At 41.3% G+C, this 21,096-nt stretch carries 15 protein-coding genes; 10 read left to right on the top strand and 5 right to left on the bottom strand.

The annotated features are described in order from the left end of the window. The first annotated feature begins 27 nt into the window (after positions 1–27). The 10 genes from TOL2_RS23760 (at position 28) to TOL2_RS15680 (ending at position 17,145) form a co-directional block, all read left to right on the top strand. Positions 28–2,397 carry an ATP-binding protein gene (locus TOL2_RS23760; protein ID WP_014958291.1) on the top strand — a complete coding sequence of 790 codons (2,370 nt, stop codon included), beginning with the start codon at positions 28–30 and terminating at the stop codon, positions 2,395–2,397. After that, positions 2,387–3,217: a CheR family methyltransferase gene (locus TOL2_RS15635; protein WP_014958292.1), complete on the top strand. Its 831-nt coding sequence runs from the start codon at positions 2,387–2,389 to the stop codon at positions 3,215–3,217. The genes TOL2_RS23760 and TOL2_RS15635 overlap by 11 nt, the downstream gene beginning before the upstream one ends. A gap of 38 nt (positions 3,218–3,255) precedes the next feature. Continuing rightward, the gene (locus TOL2_RS15640) at positions 3,256–6,426 is read left to right on the top strand and encodes a response regulator (RefSeq protein ID WP_014958293.1); all 3,171 of its coding nucleotides are present in this window, start codon (positions 3,256–3,258) and stop codon (positions 6,424–6,426) included. Further along, positions 6,423–8,102 (top strand): response regulator, encoded by a 1,680-nt coding sequence (locus TOL2_RS15645; protein ID WP_014958294.1) that lies wholly within the window; start codon positions 6,423–6,425, stop codon positions 8,100–8,102. Before TOL2_RS15640 ends, TOL2_RS15645 begins: the two co-directional genes overlap by 4 nt. Before the next feature lie 25 nt (positions 8,103–8,127). Next, positions 8,128–10,752, top strand: a complete 2,625-nt coding sequence (locus tag TOL2_RS23765; RefSeq protein WP_232507954.1) for a hybrid sensor histidine kinase/response regulator — start codon at positions 8,128–8,130, stop codon at positions 10,750–10,752. 268 nt (positions 10,753–11,020) lie between these two features. Further along, entirely contained in the window at positions 11,021–14,113 is a 3,093-nt protein-coding gene (gene fdnG, locus TOL2_RS15660; protein WP_014958296.1) for a formate dehydrogenase-N subunit alpha, read from the top strand. Between the two features lie 16 nt (positions 14,114–14,129). Further along, positions 14,130–14,843, top strand: a complete 714-nt coding sequence (locus TOL2_RS15665) for a 4Fe-4S dicluster domain-containing protein (protein ID WP_014958297.1) — start codon at positions 14,130–14,132, stop codon at positions 14,841–14,843. A 238-nt stretch (positions 14,844–15,081) separates the two neighbouring features. Beyond that, positions 15,082–15,957: a formate dehydrogenase accessory protein FdhE gene (locus TOL2_RS15670; RefSeq protein ID WP_014958298.1), complete on the top strand. Its 876-nt coding sequence runs from the start codon at positions 15,082–15,084 to the stop codon at positions 15,955–15,957. 100 nt (positions 15,958–16,057) lie between these two features. Then, entirely contained in the window at positions 16,058–16,549 is a 492-nt protein-coding gene (locus TOL2_RS15675) for a peroxiredoxin family protein (protein ID WP_014958299.1), read from the top strand. After that, positions 16,546–17,145, top strand: a complete 600-nt coding sequence (locus TOL2_RS15680) for a peroxiredoxin (protein ID WP_014958300.1) — start codon at positions 16,546–16,548, stop codon at positions 17,143–17,145. Before TOL2_RS15675 ends, TOL2_RS15680 begins: the two co-directional genes overlap by 4 nt. Here TOL2_RS15680 and TOL2_RS15685 read toward each other — a convergent pair. The 5 genes from TOL2_RS15685 to TOL2_RS15705 all read right to left on the bottom strand — a co-directional run bounded on the left by TOL2_RS15685 (position 17,135) and on the right by TOL2_RS15705 (position 21,091). After that, positions 17,135–17,488, bottom strand: coding sequence for a hypothetical protein (locus tag TOL2_RS15685; RefSeq protein WP_014958301.1), 354 nt, complete (start codon positions 17,486–17,488; stop codon positions 17,135–17,137). The two genes, TOL2_RS15680 and TOL2_RS15685, sit on opposite strands and share 11 nt — an antisense overlap. Positions 17,489–17,491: 3 nt before the next feature. Continuing rightward, positions 17,492–17,971 (bottom strand): MauE/DoxX family redox-associated membrane protein, encoded by a 480-nt coding sequence (locus TOL2_RS15690; RefSeq protein ID WP_014958302.1) that lies wholly within the window; start codon positions 17,969–17,971, stop codon positions 17,492–17,494. Between the two features lie 15 nt (positions 17,972–17,986). Further along, on the bottom strand, positions 17,987–19,684 hold the full coding sequence (locus tag TOL2_RS15695) for a rhodanese-like domain-containing protein (RefSeq protein WP_014958303.1): 1,698 nt from the start codon (positions 19,682–19,684) through the stop codon (positions 17,987–17,989). A gap of 23 nt (positions 19,685–19,707) precedes the next feature. After that, positions 19,708–20,298 carry a TlpA family protein disulfide reductase gene (locus tag TOL2_RS15700; protein ID WP_014958304.1) on the bottom strand — a complete coding sequence of 197 codons (591 nt, stop codon included), beginning with the start codon at positions 20,296–20,298 and terminating at the stop codon, positions 19,708–19,710. Between the two features lie 64 nt (positions 20,299–20,362). Then, positions 20,363–21,091: a response regulator gene (locus tag TOL2_RS15705; protein ID WP_014958305.1), complete on the bottom strand. Its 729-nt coding sequence runs from the start codon at positions 21,089–21,091 to the stop codon at positions 20,363–20,365. Between the last annotated feature and the right edge of the window lie 5 nt (positions 21,092–21,096).

Here is a 21,096-nt window from a genome sequence, read left to right on the forward strand (position 1 = left end):
GGTATTATAAATTATCGGGTTGCGACCATGAAAGGAAAGGATATGCACATCAAGCGCCATACTGATGACCTAACTGAAACGTTATCTATTCAATCATTTGAGGAGCTTTTTGATATCTCAAAGATACAGAATATAAAGGTTATACAGGATGCATTTACCAGACCTGAAGGATTATCAAACTGTATTCAATCCGATGCCGTGCTTGGAAAATCACACACAAAAAAATCTTCAGTCCGGCACTGCTTGAATACCGGACTATGGAATCCAGATACAAGTATCAATATCGATAAAAACCATATTGCCAAATGGCTGACTGATCAGATCAAAAATGATCACACACTCAAAATAAAAATAATGGCATATGTAAAACGATTTAGGGCTGATCAGGAAGAATTTAAAAAAGCACTTGAAAAATTAACCATAATGCCGTTGGAGCAGTTTGAACAAGTTAGCGAGTCCTTATTTTTAATTACAGATCAATTATCAGAACTGGCCTGTCAAAAATCAGAACTGAAAAAAATTGTATTAAAGCAAAAGCAAGCTGAAGATCAATTAAAGGTTTATAAAAACCATCTTGAAGAACGGACTGCTGAATTAGAAAAGGCCAATCAACTCCTGAAAAAAGAAATTGATCATGCAAACAAGATAGAAAAAGAACTGAAACAAAAAAATGAATATCTGTCCGTACTTTATGATACATCTCTTGGAATGTTCAGCCGTCTGAATTTATCAAAACTCTTAAACTCTATTATTAAAAGAGCATCCGATTTAACTCAAATACCGGATGGGTTCATACAAATCTATCACCCCTTGGAACATATTCTGGAGATAAAGGCTGGCTGCGGCAAGTATTCAGGATTAATCGGCAAAACCTTAAAGCCTGGTGAAGGTCTTTCCGGAAAAGTGTGGGAAACCGGGGAATCCATACTATTAAACGATTATCAAAACTGGATAGGAAAAACGTCTGATCCTCAATTTGATTTTGCCACATCCATTATCGGAGTTCCCTTAACATCAGGATCAAATATCAAAGGAACCATTGGACTAAGTCATCATGTAAACGGCAAAAAAATCGGACAGGAAACCACTTTCATCCTGGAACATTTTGCTGAACTTGCCTCCATTGCCATTGATAAAGCAAATTTGTTTGAAAGCATGAAAACAGAGCTTGAAAAAAAGACAATTCTTGAAAGCGAACGTCAGGAGATGGAATCAATGCTGAGGCAATCGCAAAAGATGGAGGCCATTGGTACGCTCGCAGGCGGCATTGCCCATGATTTTAATAATATCTTATTCCCAGTCATTGGATTTGCCCAGATGATTGATCAAGACCTGCCCTACGGCAACCCCATGAAAAGTCAAATCAAAGGAATTTTAAACGGAGCCTGCCGTGCAAAAGAACTTGTTCAGCAAATTTTAACATTCAGCAGGCAGACAGATAAAGAATATCAACCCCTCAGAGTACAGTTAATCATAAAAGAACTTTTAAAGTTATCAAGGTCAACCCTGCCTGCCAGCATAAAAATTTCCAATGATATTCCAAATGATGTGGGTATGATCATGGCAGATCCGACCCAGATTCATCAAATTGTAATGAACTTGATCACCAACGCCTTGCATGCAATGGAGGAAAACGGCGGAGAGCTTACGGTTAAACTCAGAGAAATTGATTTTGAAAAAAATACGGTTCCTTCACCGGATCTGGCACCTGGTCCATATATTTGTCTTGAAGTAACCGACACTGGTATCGGAATGGATGAAATCACAGTAAAAAGAATTTTTGAACCTTATTTTACAACCAAGGAAAAAGGCAAGGGAACAGGTTTAGGGCTTGCCGTGATTCACGGCATTGTAAAAGATTATCACGGGAAAATTATTGTTCAAAGCTCCCCTGATAACGGCACCTCTTTTTTTGTTTACCTCCCATGCCTTCACAACCCAAGAAATCAAATTGTTCACAATATTCAACCAAGCCATAAACTCAATGGCAATGAACGTCTTCTTGTCGTTGATGATGAAATCCCTATCACTATCATGCTTAAAAAGATACTGAGCTATTTTGGTTACCATGTCAGTTCTTACAGCAACAGCATTGAGGCCCTTGAGGCATTTCGCAATTCTCCTGAAAAATATGACATGGTAATAACGGATATGACCATGCCGAATCTCACAGGAGAAAAACTTATCATGGAATTAAAAAAAATACAGCCCGCCATTCCCGTAATATTATGTACCGGATTCAGCAAAAAAATAGCAGACGGCAGAACGATTAATGTTAAGCCGAATAAAATCCTGATGAAACCTGTATTAAAAGACGACCTGCTAACAAGCATCAGGGAAATTTTCGACAGCAGTACAGGTACGGCAATGGAGCAAATTCAATACCATGCGTCATGAATTTGAATCTATTCTTTGTTATTTAAATAAGACACACGGATTTGATTTTTCTGCAAACCGCTATTCCTCACTTGAACGGAAAATAAACAATAGAACTGCATTTTTAAAAATCATGGATGCTCAAAGCTACATCAGATATATTGAAGCGCATCCTGAAGAATTAATTACCCTGATAGACCTTTTGACAATAAACGTCAGCCGTTTTTTCCGTAATACCCTGACCTTTGAACTGATTGCAAAAAAGATGCTGCCGGCAATGATTGCAGAAAAAACAAAAACCAAAGACCTCTGTCTCCGGGTCTGGTCTGTCGGCTGTGCCGAGGGTGAAGAACCTTATTCCATAGCCATTCTGATAAATGAAACAATAGAAAAAGAAAAAAATGAATTTGATGTCAATATTTTTGCAACTGATGTTAATCAAAAAATATTACAAAAAGCCCGGGAAGGCATCTATCATTTTGATCAGATTAAAGATATTAAATATGGACTATTATGCAAATATTTTACCATTAAGGATGACACCTATATCTTGAGTCCAAAAATAAAAAAAATGGTCGATTTTTCTTTTTATAATGTTATTGATCCCAGGACATATGTTCCACCGGAAAGTGTGTTTGGAAACTTTGACCTGGTTTTGTGCAGGAACCTGCTGATATATTTTAAGGCAGAACGTCAGTCTATTATTTTTGACAAGCTGATTCGCTCCCTTTCGCAAAAAGGCTGCCTTGTATTGGGCAAGGCGGAAAAAATGCCTGTCAAATTTAAAAAATATTTTTCCAAAGAGAATAATTATGGTCATATTCATCTAAAATATTCCTAACAAAAGATATTCCAGAATGCATTAAAGGAGCCTCAATAATGAATCTACTGAACAATCTCACCATTAAAGCCAGGATGCTTCTGGCCTCTGCCGTGATGGTCGTTCTGTTTATTGTGTTTAGTGTGATATCAATACACCAAATGGGGGTATTGGGCCAACTTACATCAACATTATACAATCACCCCCTTAAAGCCTCAAATGCGGCACTCAAGGCCAAGGCAGGAATCATAAGCATGCACAGAAGCATGAAAGATCTGTCAACCGCTCCAACCCCACTGGAAATATCCCGGGCAAGTCACATCGTACAAACAGAAGAAAAAAAAGTGTTTCAGGAACTTTTTACCATTAAATCACTTATACTGGGACAGGAAGGAAAAAAACTGGTTGAAGAAACCATAGAATTATTTGCAGGATGGAAACCCATCAGATTAGAAGTAGGAGAAATGGTTTTTGCCGGAGATACGAATGGTGCCAACAGGATAACCCGTGGAAAAGGAGCCGATTATGTTGCCCGTCTTGAAAGAAAAATGTCAAACCTTACATTCTGTGCCTTTAACAATGCCGACGCGTTCATGAAAGAGTCCCAAAAAATTGAAAATACTATATTAAAACAAACTGTTTTTTTTGTTTTAATTCTGATTCTAATCGTTTTGACCATTAGCTTTTTTATCGTTACAAGTATTGTATCAAGCCTGTCAGACTTAAAAGATACGATGATAAAAACCACGGAAACAGGAAAACTTATAAAAGCTGCGATCAAAGGAAACAATGAAATCACGGAAATGTCCAAACACTTTAACGGGCTTGTTGAAAAGCTCAAAGGCCAGTTTTGGCATAGCGAAGGCCGCAACATCCTTAACCGTGAGCTGTCAGGAGAGCTGACCTATAACCGGATATTGATCCAAAGCATAGAATATACTGCCCGATATGTGGATGCCTGCGCCGGGGCGCTTTATATTTTCGATAAAAAAAAGGCGGTGTGCGAACTCAAATCTTCTTATGCACTTGTTGAAACCAAACAATTTTCCAAAAAATTTAAGTTTGGGGAAGGCATTGTCGGCCAGGTGGCATTGGAAAAAAAACCTATTCTGCTGAAAAACATTACCCGGCAGGATGCCCTGGGACAATCCGGAACATTGTGCGAAAAGCCTTCAAGCATATTTGTCCTGCCCCTTTTTTATGAAGAAACTCTGCACGGGGTTCTTGAAATCGCATCCTTTGAAGAAATAAGCCGGATAAAAAAAGAATTTTTAATATCAGCTTCTAAAATCATTTCCGTGGTTTTGCATACTGCCTCCCAGAAAGAGCAGATAAAAAGTCTTTTGGCAATTTCCCAGGATGCCAATGAAAAATTACAGGTACAGGCTGAAGAATTGCAGGCACAAACCGAAGAATTACAGGCCATGAATGAAGAATCCCGGCAACAGTCAGAAGAACTCAGAGAGCAAAACCTGGAATTAGAAGCTCAGCAGCAGCAGTTGGAGGAAGCCAGTCGCCTGAAAAGTGAATTTTTATCCAATATGAGCCATGAACTCAGGACACCTTTAAATTCGGTCAATGCATTATCCCGTGTATTAATTTTGCAGGCAAAGGAAAAGCTTTCCAGAGAAGAAGTCAATTTTCTTGAAATTATTGAGCGTAACGGAAAACATTTATTATCCCTTATTAATGATATCCTTGACCTTTCCAAAATTGAGGCAGGGAAAATGGACATCAGCTTGAACCATTTTTCCATAAAAAACCTTATTGAAAATATCATAGAAGGAGTAGAACCCCTTGCAAGGGAAAAAAAATTAAAATTACTAAAAAAGCTGCCTGAAGATCTTCCTGAAATGGAAAGTGATGAGTCAAGAATCTTTCAAATATTGCAGAATATAGTGGCAAATGGAATAAAATTTACTGCACAAGGCAGCGTGATTATATCTGCCGAAAAGAATAATGATAATATCTGTATAAAAGTAAAAGATACGGGAATCGGCATGTCAGATGCAGATATAATGCATATTTTTGATGAATTCCGTCAGGTGGATGGCGCTTCAACCCGAAAATTTGAAGGTACTGGGCTGGGGCTTGCCATTGCCAACAAAGCCGCTAAAATGTTAGGCGGCAGTATCAGTGTAAAGAGTGCAAAAGGCCGGGGCTCAACCTTTACCATAAACCTTCCAGTCAAGTATGCGGAAGCAAAAAATATCATGGACTCCATAGAACCATCTGCTGCCACACCAATTGTAAAAACAGGTATCAAAGCAGACAAAGCCTTTAAAATACAAGGCCAAGGCAGCTTTACACATAAAAATCAAAGACCAAACATACACATGGCCAATGACATAAAAGCTCAACCTGAAGATGTAAACCGCCATAAAATTCTTTTAGTGGAGGACAATGATGCCGCAATCATTCAGGTTAAAAAAGCATTAGAAACCATTGGACTTGCTGTGGATGTAACCCGAGGCGGGCAACAGGCGCTTGAATATATGGTGAATACGATTCCCGACGGGATTATCCTGGATTTGATGATGCCGAATATTGACGGTTTCAAGGTTCTTGAGAGCATCAGGGGAACCCAAAAGACAAAAAACATACCTGTTTTAATTTTAACGGCAAAAGATTTGACAAAACAGGATTTAAAACGGCTCAGTTCCAATAATATTCAGCAACTTGTACAAAAAGGGGACGTTGACAGGGAAGACCTTCTGCATAAAGTAAACCTTATGTTTGAAGATAGTTGTGCGCCCTTAATTGCAAAAGAGGAACTTACCCCTGAAAATTTTACAACTGACGATTTTACAGATGATGCATTCTGTTCTTTAGAAAAGACACAGAATGTGCCTGTAATTCTTGTGGTGGAAGATAATCTTGATAATATGACAACCATCAAGGCTATCATTCGTGGAGAAAAGACCATAATAGAAGAGGCTTTTGACGGCGAACAGGGATTAAACAAAGCAATGCAATTAATTCCTGATTTAATTTTATTGGATATTTCATTACCAAACATAAATGGGTTAACAGTGGTTAAGAAATTAAAAAACAATGCAAAGACAAAACATATTCCGGTTATTGCCCTGACAGCCCAGGCCATGAAAGGAGATAAGGAAGAAATAATCCGGGCGGGTTGCGATGATTACCTTGCAAAACCCATTGATCCGGAACAACTTCTGGAAAAAATCAAAAAACGGCTTTCAAAAACAAATAAGGAGATCGCATGAGCAAGGTATTAGCTATAGATGATAACCCGGATAATTTAATATCTGTGAAAGCATTACTGAGATTATTTATTTCCGACTGTGAAATTATCACTGCAACATCCGGTAGAGAAGGAATACGAAAAGCAATATCAGACCAGCCGGATACCATCCTTCTGGATATTCACATGCCTGAAATGGATGGATTTGAGGTGTGCCGCAAATTAAAGATTTTACCCAAAACCGCCAACATACCCGTTGTGATGCTGACCGCTGTCAAAACCAACACTGAGAACAGGATCAAAGCCCTGGAACTGGGTGCTGATGCTTTTTTGACCAAGCCGATCAATGAAGCGGAACTGGCAGCCCAGGTAAAAGCCATGCTTCGAATTAAAAAAGCTGAAGACATTTTGCGCAAAGAAAAAAAACAGCTTGAAGAGATCGTTCAGCAACGAGTGAATGAACTTGTCATTACAAATGAACAACTGCGAATAGAAATTTTGGAAAGAAAAAAAGCTGCGCTTGAAAAAGAAAAATTTGAGAAACAACTTCAACAAGCCCAGAAAATGGAGGCAGTTGGTGCATTGGCAGGTGGAATTGCCCATGATTTCAACAATATTTTGTTCCCATTAATCGGATTTGCAGAACTCTTAAAAGAAGATATTCCCCCCTCAAGCAATCTTAACGAATCAGTGGATGAAATACTGCACGCTGCCTCCCGGGCAAAGGATCTGATAAAACAGATTCTGTCGTTCAGCCGGCAAATGGACCAGGTAACAACGCAGACAAAAATTCAAACTATTTTAAAAGAAGCCACAAAACTTTCAAAATCCATCATCCCTTCTACAATAACAATTACACAGGACATTGACAACAATTGCAAACCTGTTTTAGCGGATCCGACACAAGTACACCAATTAATCATGAATCTTGTAACCAATGCTTTTCATGCCATGCAGGATTCCGGAGGCATTTTGTCTGTAATCCTGAAAGAAAGGCCGTTCACTGCCTCCCCCCTTTCAGGCAGAAATATTTCTCCAAAACGGTTTGTCTGCTTAACCATTAAAGATACCGGTGTGGGTATGGATAAAAGTATTTTAAACAAAATTTTTGACCCCTACTTTACGACCAAAGGATTAAACAAGGGTACAGGGCTTGGATTATCTGTTGTCCACGGTATTGTGAAAAAATTAAAAGGAGAGATTATCGTCAATAGCATACCAGGTAAAGGAACTGTATTTGACATTTATTTGCCGGTTTATCAAAAAGAAAGCACTGATACTTTAGAATTCCCTAAACAGGCATTGCCAAAAGGAGAAGAAAGAATTTTACTTGTTGATGATGAGGCACCTGTTATCAAAATTGAAACCCAAATGCTGGAACGGTTGGGATATCATGTCATCTCAAAAAACAATTCTTATGAAGCTCTCTCATTATTTTTATCACAACCTGATAATTTTGATGTAATCATAACTGATATGACCATGCCGGGATTAACAGGCAAGCAATTGTCCCAAAAAATACTTGATATAAACCCAAATATTCCCATTATCATGTGTACCGGATTTAGTGATAAAATAGACCAAAATTCTGCAGAAAAAATGGGTATCAAAGCTTTATTAAAAAAACCGATCCTATTATCAGATTTGGCATATACAGTCAAAAATATTCTAAAAAAGACCAAAACCTGTGCAGCATAATAAAACCAAATTTTTAATGGGGATTTTGCTTTTCATTGGCCTTTATATTGTCAGTGCAAAAAACTATCTGTTGTTCCATACTCTGGCCGAGCTTTTTTCAACCGCCGTCATCCTTGGAATGTTCACGCTTATCTGGTATTCACGGTTTACCATTAAAAATAAGGCCTTGGTATTTTTAGGAATCGCTTATCTGTTTGTTGGAAGTATTGATCTTTTCCACACACTTTCCTATCAAGGGATGGGAATCATCGATAAAAGCTGGGGAGCCAATCCTGCAACCCAGCTTTGGGTTGCAGGAAGACTTATGGAAAGCATCAGTTTGCTCTTGTTTTTACTTTTCTTTAAAAAGAAAATAAACATACCACTGATTGCAGGGATTTACTTTCTGATTACAATCGTCATACTGAACGCTGTCTTTTTATTGAAAATTTTTCCGGATTGTTACATTGAAGGTATCGGACTTACTCCATTTAAAAAGACAATTGAATACATTATCTGCATCATCCTCATCTGCACATCAGGCTTGCTTTATAAAAAGAAAAAAAATTTTGCTCCAGATATATATGTACTTTTTGCCGGGTCATTGATTTTAACCGTTTGTGCTGAATTGTCATTTACATTTTATATCAGTGTGTATGATTTTTTCAATCTGATGGGCCATTATTTTAAAATCATTTCATTTTTTCTGATTTATCTTGTTTTTGTGAAATCAGGATTACTGGCGGCAGACCAGGCATTGATAGAAAGTGAAAATCATTACAGAAAACTTTTTGAAGGATCAAATGACGGGATTATTCTGTTTGATTTTAACGGCAACATAATACGAAGCAATTCAAAGATACAGGAGCTGCTGGGATACTCTGAAAAAGAATTTTGTCATCTGCAGATCAAAAACATTCATCCTTCATCAGAATGGGACATATCCGACAAACAGATAAAAAATGTAATTGATCAAGGCAAAACAAAATTTGAATCCAAATATCTAAAAAAAGACGGAGCCATTATTGATGTTGAGGTCAGCGGAAGCGTTATTGACCGAAAAAAGAAGCTTATCTTAGGCATTTTCAGGGATATCACGGATCGCAAAACAGCGCAAAAAAAACTATGGGAATCAAATGAACTTTTTAAAAAAGTATTTAACAGTCAAATTGATGCCATATTTGTATTTACTGCGGGAATGCTTAGGATTGCTGTTGATTGTAACAAAGCTGCAACTGAACTTTTCGGGTATACGAAAAAAGAAATTATCAACAAACCCGCCGGCAAATTTCATGTAAACGAATCTTATTTTAAAAATTTTGAACATCAATTATATTCCGAGACAAACAAAACAGGCGTTTTTCAACTCCATGACTATTATATGAAGAAAAAAGACGGAACGATCTTTCCCACAGAACATACGGTTCTGGAAATAAAAAACGATTCAGGCAAAAGAACCGGATGGATAAGTATTGTCAAAGACCTTACCGAACAAAAAAAGATGCTGGAAGAAAAAGCCATTTTGGAAACAAAACTTCAACACGCTCAAAAAATGGAGGCAATTGGTACTTTGGCAGGAGGTATTGCCCATGATTTTAATAATATCCTTTTCCCTTTGATCGGTTTTGCGGAAATATTAAAAGAAGATATTCCCAAAGAAAGCCCTTTACAGGAATTAACCGACGAAATCATGACAGCATCGCTTCGGGCCAGGGATCTTGTAAAACAGATCCTGACCTTCAGCCATCAAATGAATCAGGAGATTACCCCCTTAAAAGTGCAATTAATTTTAAAGGAGGTGATAAAACTGACAAGTAACATATTCCCTTCAACCATAAATATTGAGATGGATATTGACGATACCTGCAAAAAAATTCTGGCAGATCCGACCCAGATCCATCAACTCACCATGAATCTGATTACAAACGCTTATCATGCCATGCAGTCATGCGGCGGCACCTTATTTATATCATTGAAGCCGGTAAAATTTAAATACGACACAATCCCGACTGCTGATTTTTTACCGGGTGATTATATCTGTTTGAGTATTGAAGATACCGGTTCAGGGATAAAAGAAGAAATTATGGATAAAATTTTTGACCCCTATTTTACAACCAAAGGTGTCGACAAAGGAACTGGACTTGGATTATCCGTTGTTCATGGAATCATAAAACAGTATAAAGGCGAAATTATGGTTGACAGTATACCGGAAAAAGGAACCTGTTTTAAAATTTATCTGCCTGTAATTGAAGAAACAGAAGAAACAACTGTTAAACCAATACCCAGAAATTTACCCAAAGGGACGGAACGTGTTCTTTTGATTGATGATGAACCCCCTGTTTTAAAAATAGAAAAAACAATGCTTCAGCGGCTTGGATACCATGTCGTGACGGAAAGCAACTCAGCAAAAGCCATAGACTTATTTAAAACCCAATCTGACACCTTTGATCTGGTTATTACAGACATGACCATGCCGGAAATTACAGGAGATATGCTGTCTAAAGAAATAATAAAAATAAAACCGGCGATCCCGATTATTATCTGCACCGGGTTCAGCGAAATCATCACTGCACAAAAAGCCCGTGAAATCGGAATAAAAGAATTCTTAAAAAAACCGGTTGTCCTGTCTGATCTGGCACTGTCCGTGAGAAATGCTTTAGAACAAAAATAAAAGCCTAAAAAAACTCAAGACAATTCATCTAAAAAGATATCAAGTGTCAACGCATATCGCGACGAAAAAAACTTACCAGGACACACCGGAATTGTAACCTTTTTGTAACCCCCCTGTGCTATTAAAATAGTACTGCCTCGGGTAGATATGATATTTCAACTGCCAAGAGCAGACGTGGTATTTCATCTTTTAAAATCGAATATTTTTCAAAAACTGATGCAATAACGGAAAGATTCTTAATTCTACAATTTTCAAGGAGGCTTTTTCGATGAAACTCAACAGACGAGACTTTATCAAAATTTCAGGAGCCACTGCTGCCGGAGTTGCCGTCAGCGGTCTGGGATTTGATCTGTCACAGGTCAAATCCCATGCCGGCCTGCTGAAAACCCAGTATGCCAAGGAAAGCACAACCATCTGCTGCTATTGTGCAGTGGGATGCGGTGCCATTGTCCACACCAGCAAACGGGGGGACGGCAGGGTTATCAATATTGAAGGTGACCCTGACCATGTCATCAACCGGGGGGCTTTGTGTTCCAAAGGCTCATCTTTGAAACAACTCACGGAAAATGAAAACCGCCTGACCGAGCCTATGTACCGGGCACCCTACTCAAACAAATGGCAGACCGTTTCCTGGGACTGGGCCCTGAACACCATTGCCAACAGGGTCAAACAAACCAGGGATATGACTTTTGAAAAAACCAATGCAAAAGGTCAGACCGTCAACAGGACAACCCGTATCGCTTCTTTAGGATCGGCAGCCATGGATAATGAGGAATGCTGGATCTATCAGGCCTTGATGCGATCATTGGGCCTTGTCTATATCGAACACCAGGCCAGGATCTGACATAGCGCAACTGTAGCGGCTCTGGCAGAGTCGTTCGGACGCGGTGCAATGACAAACCACTGGATTGATATCAAAAACAGTGACTGTATTCTCATCATGGGCAGCAATGCTGCTGAAAACCACCCTGTCGCTTTTAAATATGTCACCCAGGCCATGGAAAACGGAGCAAAACTGATCAATGTTGACCCGAGATTCACACGGACATCTTCAAAGGCGGATATCTATACCGCCTTAAGATCCGGAACAGATATTGCCTTTCTGGGCGGCATGATCAAATACATTTTAGACAACGACCTTTACAACAAAGAATATACGGCAGCCTACACCAATGCCCCCTTTATTGTGGGAAAATCCTACGGATTTAAAGACGGGCTGTTTTCAGGGTATACAAAGAATGAACAAGGCCCTGCCCTGGGAAGTTACGACAAATCCAAATGGGCTTTTGAAATGGACAACAACAAGGTTCCTAAAATGGACCGAACTCTGAGTCACAAGCGATGTGTGTTCCAGCTTTTGAAAACCCACTACAGCCGGTATGACATTGATACGGTCTCCAAAGTTACCGGAACCTCAAAAGAAGATCTTTTAACTGTCTACAAAACCTATGCACAAACAGGAAAAACCGGGACAGCCGGAACCATCATGTATGCCATGGGATGGACCCAGCATACTGTCGGGACCCAGAACATCCGTACCATGGCCATAATCCAGCTGCTGCTGGGCAACATGGGTGTTGCAGGCGGAGGTGTAAACGCCTTAAGGGGAGAATCCAATGTTCAGGGATCTACGGATCACTGCCTGCTGTGGCATATCTGGCCGGGGTATCTTAAAACCCCGCAGGCTTCCAATGACAGCCTTGAGGCCTACAATGACAAATGGACGCCCAAAAGCAATGATCCCTTGTCCGCAAACTGGTGGAGCAATTATCCCAAGTATTCGGTGAGCCTTCTCAAATCATTCTTTGGAGAAGCCGCCACAAAATCCAACCAGTTTGGTTACAACTGGCTGCCCAAAGTTGATGACGGTGCTGTATACTCCTGGTTTGATCTGTTTGATGCCATGTATAAAGAAGAGATCAAAGGTTTTTTTGCCTGGGGCCAGAACCCTGCATGTTCAGGCTCAAATGCCTCAAAAATCAGGAAAGCCATGGAAAATCTGGACTGGATGGTCAATGTCAATCTGTTTGATAACGAGACAGGTTCTTTCTGGAACGGCCCGGGTACAACTCCTTCTAAAATCAAAACAGAAGTATTCATGCTTCCGGCAGCGGTTTCCGTTGAAAAAGAAGGAAGCATCACCAATTCCGGCCGCTGGATGCAATGGCGGTATCAAGGCCCCAAGCCTCTTGGTGACAGCCGTCCTGACGGAGATATCATTGTTGAACTGGGTCATCGCATCAAAAATGCATACAAAAAATCAGGCGGTGTATTTGAAGAACCCATCGTGAATTTAAAATGGGATTATGACACCAACGGCGTTTATGATCCCCATAAAGCAGCCAAACAAATCAACGGGTATTTTATAAAAGACACGACCATTAAAGGCAAAAAATTCAAAAAAGGCACCCTGGTCCCCAGCTTTGCCTTTCTACAGGCAGACGGATCAACATCTTCAGGCAACTGGCTGTATTGCAACTCATATACGGAAAAAGGAAACATGTCCGCCAGGAAAAGCCAAAAAGATGCACCCAACAATATCGGACTTTATCCCGAATTTGCATGGTGCTGGCCGGTGAACAGGAGAATCATCTACAACAGGGCCTCGGTTGATCCCAAGGGACGTCCCTGGGACGAAAAAAACTGGGTCATTAAATTTGCCGGCGATGAAAAAGGCGGCAAATATGTTTCCCAAAAATGGATTGGAGATGTGCCTGACGGCGGCTGGTATCCCCTTGAAAACCCGGACGGCTCCAAACGCTCTGATTCCAAACTGCCTTTTATCATGCAAAAACATGGTCATGGACAGATCTTTGGCCCGGGAAGGGCTGACGGTCCTTTTCCCGAACATTACGAACCCCTTGAATGCCCGGTGGAAAAAAATTATTTCAGTTCCAGAATGGTCAGCCCCACGGCAGCGGTTTACAGCACAAAGGCGGATACTCATGCCACCTGTGACCCAAGATTTCCGTTCGTTGGCACCACCTACCGGGTTTCAGAACATTGGCAGACAGGGCTCATGACCCGGCCCCAGGAGTGGCTCATGGAACTGCAGCCAAATATGTTTGTGGAAATGAGTGAAGAACTGGCCAAGCTTCGGGGAATTAAAAACGGGGAGAGGGTAAAGGTCTCAAGTGCCAGGGCAAGCGTTGAGTGTACAGCCATGGTGACCAAGAGATTCAGACCCTTTAAAATCGGATATTCGACCGTACACCAGGTGGGAATTCCCTGGCATTATGGCTGGCGATGGCCGTCCACAGGGACGGAAGAAAGCGCTAACCTTCTGACGCCTCCGGCCGGGGATCCAAACACCAGGATTCCGGAAACCAAGGCCTTTATGGTCAATGTGACAAAACTTTAAAGGAGGTGATGACGATATGTCTAAATCAATTTTTATAGATACAAGCATCTGTTCTGCCTGCAGGGCATGCCAGGTCGCCTGCAAGCAATGGCATGATCTTCCTGCTGAAAAAACAGTCAACAGGGGAACCTTTCAAAACCCGGAAGATCTCTCTTTTTCTACTTACAAACTTGTCAGAATGAATGAAGAGATGATTAACGGGCGCCTTGAATGGCTGTTTTTTCCGGATCAGTGCCGGCATTGTGTGGATGCCCCCTGTCTTGAAACCGCATTTGATGAGACAGCCATCTATCGAGACCCTGCAACCGGAGCAATTTTATATACAAAAAACAGCATAAAGCTTGATGCCGAGGAAATCATTGGATCATGCCCCTATAATATTCCCAGAAAAGCCGGGGACGGCACCCTTGCAAAATGCGACATGTGCAATGACCGGGTTCATAACGGCCTGAAACCAGCCTGTGTAACTGCCTGCCCCACAGGGGCCATGATGTTTGGGGAAAGAGAAGAAATTCTTGAATTTGCCCAAAAAAGACTGGGTAAAGTAAAACAAAAATTCCCAAAAGCCATGCTTTTGAATCCAGATGAGGTGAATGTGATCTATCTGGTTGCGTTTGCTCCGAATCTTTACTCTGACTATGCCGTGGCAAGTGCAAACCGAGGCGGTTTAAGCCGCAGTGTCGCCCTTCGAAAAATGATGGGGCCTTTTGCCCGAATGATGAGGGTTTGAATTGATGATGCTTGTTTAAACCGCTGATAAAAATCTAACCGGCTGAAATTTTTATTATGCCCGGGAGAACCTTAAAAAAGATTTCCCGGGCCTTTTCCCAACTACCACGGGCAGACCCGGCCATTTTTTATAATAATCTGGTCACCCTGGTTTGCCCACAATAACCTAAAGGGCTGAAACCAAAACATGAAAGTGCTGTTTGGATTTTTCAAGACTGTCATATAAAAAGGAAACGGACATGATAACCATAGAACAGTTGAAACACTCTTCCGACCTGATCAAAAAAACAAGGCCTGCTTACCAGCCGATTCTTGACTTTTACAGCCAGGTTTTTATCGCCCAGGAGCAAAGCCGTCAGGATATTGTGTTACCCCCTGTCGTGATTGATCAGGATCTGCTGAAAATAAAACAAACAAATAAAATGCCGTTAATTGATCAGTCAGAATTTTTAATTGATTCAAAAGCAGCCGGACAATTGTTTGATAACATCTGCGACCTTGCTGTTGACTTTGCACCAAAACTGTCAGCCAATGCCAAATTCCTGAAAAAAATAGATCTGGCACACTCCTATCATCTGAACACACTTTTTTCTGTTATCCTGAATAACCAGAGTTCAACCCTGCATGATCTGTCAAGGCTTTGGAATATACCCGAACATGAACTTATATTTTTCGGGTATAGCGCTATTGCCCCAAGTATCTGGATTTGCGCAGAACAGCTTGAAGCCTATCTGATTGATATGCCGGACCCTCCGAAAGGGTACTGCCCCATCTGTGGCAATTATCCGGATATGGCCTTTCTGGACAAGACGGGCAAACGGCATTTAAAATGTTGCTTTTGCGACCATGAATGGGAAACAAAACGCATGGGGTGTACTTTTTGTGAAAACAACGACAATAATATGCAGCATTATTTTTTCAATGATCAGGAAAAAGAGTATCGGGTAAACCTGTGTGACCATTGTCACAATTATATTAAGTTAGTTGATTTAAGACAAATGGACCGCACATTTTATCCAAAACTTGAGCAGGTCACCACACTTCACCTTGACATGAAAGCCAGGGAAAACGGATATACAAGTTACGGAGTACTATCCAATGATGGATCTAATTAAGCATTTTTTGTTAATAAAAACCGCCTTTAAATGTCAGTTGATTATATTTTTCCTGTTATCATGGGGGCTTATTTTTCCCGGGCAGGGAGGCTGTAGGGCTATGGACAAAACACTTGATTTCACCCTACCCTCCCCGACAAATGAGACTCACAGGATCTATCTTGGACTGTTGAATGACAATCGGTTTTCCCTGGGACAAATCAAAGCGGAGATTGTCATCATTGAAATTTTTTCCATGTATTGTCCAATATGCCAGCGTGAAGCAGACAATGTGAATACCATGTTTAATCTGATTCAAAACAGCCCTGTGCTGAAACAAAAAGTCAAATTGCTGGGCATTGGCTCAGGCAATTCAACATTTGAAGTTGATTTTTTTAAAAACAGATATTCCATTGAATTTCCCCTTTTCAGTGATCCTGACTTTTCCATTCATAAAAAAATTGGCGAGGTCCGAACCCCCCATTTTTTTGGGGTAAAGATAGAAGCAAATGGAGAACATACCATTTTTTACTCTCAATCCGGTGAGGTATCTGATCCTGAAAAATTTCTCAAAACCCTTTTAAAAGATTCAGGTTTAAAACAACAGCCATGAACAGTAAAAAAACATTCATTGTTGGTATCCTTATCTTGCTTATCGGGTATAGTACATCCGCCAACACAGGGTCTGTAGCCTATGGAAATAAAATCTACGACCCTGGAAAATTAAAACCCGTGGACAGCCGGTTAAAGGTAAAAATTGGAGACAAAGCTCCTGATTTTGTATTACCCTCCATCGCAGGAAAACCAGTGCGCTTGAGCAGCTTTCAGGGGAAAAAAAACCTGATGCTGACCTTTATTCCTGCGGCCTGGACCCCGGTCTGCTCAGATCAATGGCCCGGATACAATATTGCACAGGATTTGTTTGAACAATATGATACACACCTTCTGGGGATCAGTGCAGATAATCTGCCCACCCTTTTTGCCTGGACCCGGGAAATGGGAGGACTCTGGTTTGAAGTATTGTCGGACTTCTGGCCCCACGGTGATGTCAGCAGTGCCTATGGAGTGTTAAGAACAGACGGGATGTCGGAACGGGCTATTTTCCTGATTGACAAAAAAGGAATCATCCGGTTTATTTATGTGGATGATATTAATCGCCGCCCTGATCTGGGAATGATTGTAAACCAACTAAAAAAACTCACTTTTTAAAGCGAATTTTCCCCATACCCGGCAAAACAAACTGGATGCCAGTCTCATCAATGGTTCCTTCAATAACCCCGCCGGACCTGGTATGCAGGCGTATCTTGTTTCGGTGCAGATCCCAGCGGAATGCGGCATTATCAGTGTCAATGGACCAGAACCCCTTGCCGTCAGCCAGAAGTTCCAGGCTTGCCGTTACAGAACCGGCTGTGTTTGTGTTAACTGCGGTATATTTGCCCACCAGTTTTTCTCGCTGACCACTGCACCCGCAAACAAAGGCGGTTATCACGAAAACCGATATTAACAAAACCTGTATTAACCTGATATATGAATTCATAACATTACCCGGCATAACTTAGATCTCCTTTGCAAACCAGTCAAATTTTCTTTCCATCCGAAATACAGCATCATAAAAAAAAACATGCACTGCCATGGCGACCCAGATAAGATCCCTTGCCAGGGTAAGCCAACTTATGGCATCGTCCATGGTATGAAAGCAACCACAACTTATGGGGGAATCTCTGAGCAGGTTAACTGCTATGCCCACGGTAAACAAAACAAGAAGTGATCCTGTAACTGCAATGGCGGAACGGACCCGAATACCGCACACCAGAAGAATACCGCAAATCAGTTCAATCCAAGGCATGACAATGGCCATAAAATTCACAGACCAGTATGGTGCAATACGATAACCTGCAATAGTTTCGGCAAATTCAGCAGTATAATTAATTTTGTACATACCGGCATAAATAAACAGACCTGCAATATAAAGCCGAAACACCAGTGCCAGCCAGGGATGCGTAACAATGGTCTTCGCAGATACACATATATTCATGGTTCCACTCCCATCCTATTTTTTCTCCCACTCCTTGATCCCGCCAGGAAATACAACGACATTTTCATGTCCTCTTTCCAAAAGATTGAAAGCCGTTTCCTCGTCGTACCTGCGGCTGATATTGCGGCCATACACCACAATGGGACGGGTAACGTCAGTCTGACTGAACCGCATCATATAAATAAAATCAAACAAAGACGGAGGCAGGTTCTGTGCCCCGGCAATGTGACCCTGGTTGAAAAATTCAGCAGGCCGGGCATCAACAAAAATGGCCTGGCTGTTTTCAAACAATTGACGGGCCTGATCAACGTCCACATGTACCATTGCCGGACGAAGCCATTCTTTAGGAATAACATTGATGCGGCCCGGGCTTGCAAAATTATACACCAGACCCAGAACAATGCCGGCAATGAGGATCAATACAATATCCCTGCCGGAAACCTTCCAGGATTGTGCCATTGCCTTTGCAATGGCAGCCTTGATATGCTCGCCGGCTTTTTCAAGCCTGGCAATGGTACGACTGCTGTCAGAGAGCGCTTTAATGGTATTTTCCAACTCAATATTCTTTTGTTCCTGTTCCAGATGAAGGCGTTGAATGGTTTCAAAAGACTTGCTGTTTTTGAGAAACACCAGAAAATTTTTTGCAAAAGCCAGAAGCAATTCGCGCTCTTTTTCACCGTACGGCACCTGTATTATCCGGTGGTCAAGGCCAATAACCCCCATGGCAGGTTCATCCACTTTAAAAATAAGACCAAGGGCTATTTCAGGCAAAAACGGCTTAAAGCAATCCATTTGCTGACGGGATAAAACAGCGGCCTGCATCGGTTCAAGCTGCAACGCCCGGTTAGAGGCAAATGCATGCAACATACCCGCCTGAATCTTTTCTTGCAAAAATTCTGTTTTTCCAGGCAGGTCAAGGTTACGGCAGGTCGAATAAGCTTTTCCCAAAGCTTTGTCAAAATAATAAATATATCCCCCGCCTGCACCAAAAATCCCCAGCAGCACCATCAGGAAAGAATCTATAATACCTTTGCTTTGTTTGAGTCCACTGAGTTCATTAAAAATATCATTAAACCCGGAAAGACGAAAAAGCGTTCGATCCAGATCTTTTTTGGCCTTTTCCACATCATGGGCCAGGTCCACTGCCCGATCCTCGGCTTTATCCAGATCTGCTTTCAATTCCTGCATCCTGCGCCGGATAGCAAGGGATTGCAAAGCAATAATCATAGTGTCGGTCAGGGTCAAACAAAAATTGAGTTCATCATCCTCATAAGTATCACTGATAATTTTGGGACCCAGGCCGATACTCCCAAAAATATCTTTGCCCATGCGCCAGCCGACCAGGATTTGAATCCCGATATCCGTCAATTGAACCTGATGGTTCTGATCTGCTTCCATAATACGAAGATCCGTCTGAAATGGGTAGAAAGTGGTTTGCAGCAAGGAAAAATACTGTTGGTTAAGAAAATAAAAATTATTTTCAACAAAGGCAATTGCTTCAGCATCAATTCCACGGCTGACCATTTCAACTGTTTTTTCCTCAGAACTGTTGATACATGAAAAGCCACAAGTGACTCCCAGGGTGCCAATGGCAGTCAAAAGGGCTGCCTCGATTATTTTTTCCTGGGAGTCTATACGGCTGAACTCCAGGCGCGCATCACAAATGGATTTACGATAAAAATGCCGTCGGTAACCTGATGATGAACCGTTCATGCTTCAGGCTCCTGTTTTTTTCTTTATTTTTTGATGACCGGTGTTTTGTCTGCCAGTTGTTTAAGCGTGGCAAACAAACCGTCCATGTCCTGAATAAGCCCCAGATGAGCATAACGAATCTGTCCGTCTTTAGTGACCACAATGGTATATGGAGTAAGCGGCTGGTTCAGTTTTTTATGGGCATTAAATTTTTCATCCGGCAGGACCGGGTATGGAACCCGTGACGTTTTCATATAATACGCCACTTCCATGGGCGTAGCACCGGCTGAAATACCCAGAAATTTTATTTTCCCGGACAGGTCGGCATTTTTACTGATCCTGTGAAACAATCTGTTGATGTGGGGTCTTTGTTTGTGGCACACAGGACAATAAACACCGATAATCTCAAGCACTATAACGGCTGCATCAATATCCTGAATTAAAAACAAGGATTTTTCACCAATGCCCAGATATGCACTGTCATTTTTCGAGACAGGAGCCGTCAGACTCATTTCCGGCAATTTTTCACCCTGTTTCGGCGGCGTACCGCAAAAAACGTTTTGCGGCTGCAAGGCAAAAAAAAGTACCAGAATCAAAAAAACGCATATTTTATTTTTCCTACAAACCATGAACATAATTGCCTCCATTATAAAAACCCCAGAAACTAAAACCAAATACCCAGAAACTCAATACCCAAAATCACCCGGCCGCAAGATATGATGTTGCATCGGCTTTGCTGGTAAAAACTTTGGCAAACCGGGTGATACCCACCATTTTAAAAATCTCCTGAAAATTTTCAGAAATACCTGAAACAGCCACTTTCTGATTCTTTTTTTTGCTTTTGGAAAGCAATTGAATCAAAACGGCAATGCCCGCACCATTGATGGAGGTGTTTTCATTAAAGCTCAGCATGATATGGGCTGAATCTTCGGCTCCTGCCTGGTCATATGCCGCCATCAGCTGTGCTTCCGCCGCGGCATTGATATTTCCCATAATTTTGATGATCCTGATGTTGCCCTCCATATGGTATTGAGCAAGCGGAACAATGGTTTTTATGAGGCTAAGCCTCTCCTTTGCCCTGTGCAGTGCAGCATCCAGAGCAGACCGGCTGATGGGCTTATTGATAAAATCTGTGGCCTCGTGATTCAAGGCATCAACTGCCAGGTCCATGTCCCCATGACCGGTCATAATAATCACTTCGGTTTCCGGGGCTTGGCCTTTGATTTTATCCAGAACTGCAAACCCGTCCATTCCGGGCATCTTGATATCTGTAAACACAATGGCAGGCTTTTGGGTTTCAAACAATTTTATACCCTCCATGCCGTTTTCAGCCAGCAGCACATCATGTCCATAGGCCTTTAAAAAAAGCTTGAACATATTGAGAGTTGGTTTATCGTCATCAATTACCAATACTTTAAGTGGTTTCATTTATA

Origin of the sequence: Desulfobacula toluolica Tol2 (assembly GCF_000307105.1) — a bacterium.
GTDB lineage: Bacteria > Desulfobacterota > Desulfobacteria > Desulfobacterales > Desulfobacteraceae > Desulfobacula > Desulfobacula toluolica.